This is a genomic window from Okeania sp. SIO2C9 (genome assembly GCF_010672455.1).
Taxonomy (GTDB): Bacteria; Cyanobacteriota; Cyanobacteriia; order Cyanobacteriales; family Microcoleaceae; genus Okeania.
Map to the genome: position 1 here is coordinate 1 of NZ_JAAHGO010000172.1, position 4,345 is coordinate 4,345.

At 35.4% G+C, this 4,345-nt stretch carries 5 protein-coding genes; 1 reads left to right on the top strand and 4 read right to left on the bottom strand.

Going from position 1 to position 4,345, the window contains the following annotated elements; all coding sequences use genetic code 11:
- Positions 1–507 precede the first annotated feature (507 nt).
- The 3 genes from F6K23_RS39895 to F6K23_RS39905 are packed head-to-tail and all read right to left on the bottom strand — an operon-like array spanning position 508 to position 1,935.
- Positions 508–1,221, bottom strand: a complete 714-nt coding sequence (locus tag F6K23_RS39895) for a hypothetical protein (protein WP_293166662.1) — start codon at positions 1,219–1,221, stop codon at positions 508–510.
- Positions 1,222–1,249: 28 nt separating this feature from the next.
- Complete coding sequence (locus F6K23_RS39900; protein ID WP_293166664.1) at positions 1,250–1,696, bottom strand: PIN domain-containing protein; 447 nt, start codon at positions 1,694–1,696, stop codon at positions 1,250–1,252.
- A complete protein-coding gene (locus F6K23_RS39905; RefSeq protein WP_293166666.1) occupies positions 1,684–1,935 on the bottom strand; it encodes a hypothetical protein in 252 nt (83 codons plus the stop codon). Before F6K23_RS39905 ends, F6K23_RS39900 begins: the two co-directional genes overlap by 13 nt.
- A 631-nt stretch (positions 1,936–2,566) precedes the next feature.
- Here F6K23_RS39905 and F6K23_RS39910 point away from each other — a divergent pair.
- A complete protein-coding gene (locus F6K23_RS39910; RefSeq protein WP_293166668.1) occupies positions 2,567–3,574 on the top strand; it encodes a hypothetical protein in 1,008 nt (335 codons plus the stop codon).
- A gap of 167 nt (positions 3,575–3,741) precedes the next feature.
- On the opposite strand, the gene F6K23_RS39915 is transcribed toward F6K23_RS39910, so the two are convergent.
- Complete coding sequence (locus F6K23_RS39915; protein ID WP_293166670.1) at positions 3,742–4,209, bottom strand: Uma2 family endonuclease; 468 nt, start codon at positions 4,207–4,209, stop codon at positions 3,742–3,744.
- Between the last annotated feature and the right edge of the window lie 136 nt (positions 4,210–4,345).

Consider the following 4,345-nt stretch of genomic DNA (forward strand, 5'->3'; position numbering starts at 1 on the left):
TCATGGGATCATCAGCTTTATGATCTCACTTGAAGTCACTAAATACCATAAGTAATTCTACTTAATTAAATAGACAAGTTTTTTTGTGGTATGTTGTAATTCAAATTGAAGTGCGGAATGTGGGTTAAATTGAATTTGCTCCGATTTTCATTTAATAATTGAGTAGCTGTTTTGTCCTTGTTTTTTAAAATTTCTTTGATAGCTTCTTCAATTTTAACCATGTTTAGCCCCTCTTGTAATTCCGATTTATTTATATAGTAAGTAGGTAGGTTTAATTATCCGTGAAATAGCAATGGAGATTCACGCGCGGTGAGAACCAATTGAGAAGTTGCTTCTGGGGTTTTTCAGATTTTTGAAGAACATCCTCTCCTATATGGGAGAGCTAATTATTAATTGTTTTGGCACCTCGTCACATGAAAATTGTTAATGGCTGAAAAGTTACTCAACAAAGATATTCGCAACTGGTTTCCCCATGATTTTGAAATAATAGCTGAAGTTCTCTTAAATTTACGGATTGCCTTTCAAAATCAGCTCGGAACAACTCTTTGTTAGTGGGTTGGTGTGCGCTAGATCGTAATAACTTCCCCAAGTCGATAGATTTATATCGTTTGGGTATCCCTTACCGCTCTCACAATCTTTGTGTATTCTGTCTAACTGAGTGCTTATGGATAAATCCTTAATAGAGTTATCCCAGTAATAAGGACAGGTTACTAGACAAGTTTGATTGAATATATATGCTATTTCTTTTGCTTTTTCATCTTCATGTTCTGGGAGAATATTTATTAAATGTTCTTTAATCGCACCAGGAGGTTTTCCCCATAGTTCAATGTGATTGTTTTCAATTCTTACATTGACATAGTTACACAATAGATTTTCTCCTAGTATGTCTATTTGTATAACTAATACTTCATTGGTTTTATGTAGATCCAATTGAGTTTCTATGTATCGAGGATAATCAGGGAATGGATACAAACCGTTATTCTTTTTTAGTGTATAAACTTTCCAACCTACTTGTTTTTTTAAGTCAATGTCGAGACTGCATATCATAGTTTGAATATGCACAAAAGATTCTGGTCTGTTAACTGCTATAGCACCATACCAATTATTTTTTAGTACTTCCTCTACCATTTCTTTAATGTACATAACCCCTGTTTCAGCGCACTGTAATTGTTGTTGTTCTTGCTTTCTTCTTAGCGCTCTTAACTTAGCCTGTTTACCCATAATTTACCTCTAATAAAATCAATAGTTTTTACGATGTCAGTACCTCATCAAGAATTACAACGGGTAAGCCTGTGACTACCGTTAGTTGTCCATCGTTGGTGAGAAACTGGGTACAGCCAGTAGCGATCGCAGTTGCTGCATGAATAGCATCAGGTGTTTTTAATGAAGGAATAGTTGCGCGTAGTCTAGCTGCTTCACGCAGAATAGGCAAACCAACTGGGATGAGTTGCAGCACTGAAGAAAGAAGTAGCTGCTCATAGGTAGTAATCAGATTGATGTTAGATTGCCTAAATGGGAGTACTAGAGATTCCATGAGCGTAAGTTCGCTAGTAATCAACTCAACTTGTCCTGCTTGAAATTTTTGCCACAGCGGTTGCAGCAATTGCCAATAATTGGGATTGACCTCAATTGTATAAATTACAACTGAGGTGTCGATGTAAATTCTGGCGGAATCTGGTAAATTTAGTTGTCCCATGAATCTCTTTCGGCTTGCAGGTTACGGTTAATTTCTTCGGCGCTTCTAAGGGTTCCTCTGCTACGCGCCTGCTCAATCCATTCCAGAATATTTTGTCGCACTAATAGTGGTTGCTCTGGTAGCAGGACAATCACTTCAACGGTTTGCCCCACTGAGGTTGAGAGAGTATTGTCAGGCAGATTAATTTCAATCTTGTTGCCTGGTAGAACTTTAGTTTCAATCCTTAGTGCTGACTGCATTAAATCCTCTCTTAGTTGAATTGCTCAATTTCATCAATTATAATTATAATATAACGCACATTAAAAAAATCAAAAACCAACAGCAAAATAATGCCGTTGACTATTGATGATTTTAATTGATAATAGGGTGGTATACATATCCTGAGACAGTAGACTATTAATTATCACTTATTAAATTGATTTTGTAGGACCTTCTCTCCTAAAGCTGTATCTAAAAAATCGTAACATATTCCACCTTTAAATGTTATAATTCTGGTGTACAGCAGAAAAATCAAGATGGCAGTAAATATAAAATCTGTACATAATCTTCAAGCAGGTAGTAATAAAAAATGGAAAAACCTCCCAACAAAAGCAATCCGAATACCTGGAGTATTTGCATAAAAAATACTACAAATAGCTAGAGATATAGATACGGGAAAATCAATAAGTTATCAAGATGTCTATATGGCTTTAGAGGCACTCTCTATTCAGGAGTTATTTGACAATTATCGTAGAACTAAATATCCACATAAATAAATTTTTGAAGAATAAAATTTAGAAATAAAAACAATTGAAGATAAATCAATAAGATATCCAGGGAGTATATACAATATATAGTTGAGCAAAATCATAAAAAACGGAGAGAGTGAATATGGTGTCTATTCCAGACCTAGAAAAAAATTTAGCAAAAATGCAGCAGCTCCTTAATGCTGCACAAAATGAAGTACAAAAGAAAACTTTCCAAGATATTATTGAGAATTTAACTAAGCAATTAGAGTCGGAAAAATCTAAAATAAATCCGACTAAAGCTGAGAATTTAAAAGTAGATAAACCTTCAGAGAAAGATACAGATAAACAATCAATTCAGCAGTCCAAAACTGAAACTAAAAAACAGACAGAATCAAAGCCTAAATCTGAATCTCAAAAAGTAGCTACTTCAGAAGTTAAAGAAGAAGAAAAATTAGAAAATAAAGAAGAAGAAAGCCTGCCACCTAAACAAGATTATGCTTTCCAAGGCATAGGAATTTTATATGGCAAAATAGTCAGGCGATATGAGGATAATGATGCTTACTACAATCTGATTTCAGAAGGTAAAACTTATGAATTAATTTATAATAGCCCCAAGGTAAAAGAGTTTCTCAGGCTAGACTACAATCCTGACAAAGATAGGTATGTAACTGTTTATCCTTACCTCACACATTTTCCTGACAAAAATACTCGACCAAAACTAGGTTTTACAATAATTGCAGCCAATGATAATCCCCATTTAGATTTAAAAGTTAACGAGTTTAAACTATCGGGTTTTTGGCAATTTATAGCGGTTTGTAAATGTCCTGTAATAAGTATTCATAGAAATAGAAAAGGAAAAGGCGATCGCGTCTCACGATTAAAGAAAAAATTTGATAATGAGAAATTAAATAAGAAATTAACTAGGGCAAATCACGTTCCTGTGCTGTGGAGGGATGCTCCTGTTAAACCTTTTAGATTTAATCCTAAATTGGAGAAAGATCAACAAGGCGATCGCTACTTTGTAGAAATTAAAGCTAAATTTATACCTGGTAGAGAACAATGGGGATTTATGGAACTACTTGGAGAGCCGACACTAGATGTCCCTAAGTTTTATAAGCCTGAGAAAATTCCTAATTCAAAAGTGGCATAATATCCTTTTCCCGACCGCAAATTGGGAAAACTCATCTCTACGAATGTGAAGTTCTCTCCCGTTAAATCGCCTGATTATAACGGGAGACCCCTTGCCGAATCTAGTTGTTGATTTTGGTTTGAATCCCCATATACTCATATTGCTGTCTCCAGCAATCCTTCTTTAACTTAACAAATTCTTTCTCGAAACGCTTTAGCAGCAGCAAGAGGACTTGGATTCTGAATACATTCGGCTAATAACTCAATGTTTAATTCAGGTAAAACTTTACTGCGATTAATGGCCTCATAACCAAAAGTTGCAGTGAATTGCTCCGAATCTTGCCGCAGATAGTAAATAGCAAGGCGATCGAATTGCCAAAACCAAACTTCTTGTATCCCAAGTTGTTGATAGAGAGCCAACTTATTAATCCCACCCGACGTGACAACGACTTCAATGGCCAAATCGGGGAATTCTTTATCTGTGCCAATACAATAACTCTCGTCTGGTTCCCCTCCCACAGACTGTTCAGACTTACTAAAAGTTGTGGAACCTGTGGGAAAGTATTCTGTGTTAGTTTCCAGAAAGTAAATTTCTAACAATGTTCCAATTCGGGTTTTTCCACTTTCATGCCGACGACTAGGGGCCACGATTTCCAAAACTCCATCTAACCCACATTCCGCACTTCAATTTGAATTACAACATACCACAAAAAAACTTGTCTATTTAATTAAGTAGAATTACTTATGGTATTTAGTGACTTCAAGTGAGATCATAAAGCTGATGATCCCATGA

Excerpts from the sequence above, each read along its gene's own strand:
- F6K23_RS39895 (WP_293166662.1), bottom strand. The coding sequence starts at position 1,221 with ATGGGTAAACAGGCTAAGTTAAGAGCGCTAAGAAGAAAGCAAGAACAA.
- F6K23_RS39910 (WP_293166668.1), top strand. The coding sequence starts at position 2,567 with ATGGTGTCTATTCCAGACCTAGAAAAAAATTTAGCAAAAATGCAGCAG.
- F6K23_RS39905 (WP_293166666.1), bottom strand. The coding sequence starts at position 1,935 with ATGCAGTCAGCACTAAGGATTGAAACTAAAGTTCTACCAGGCAACAAG.
- F6K23_RS39900 (WP_293166664.1), bottom strand. The coding sequence starts at position 1,696 with ATGGGACAACTAAATTTACCAGATTCCGCCAGAATTTACATCGACACC.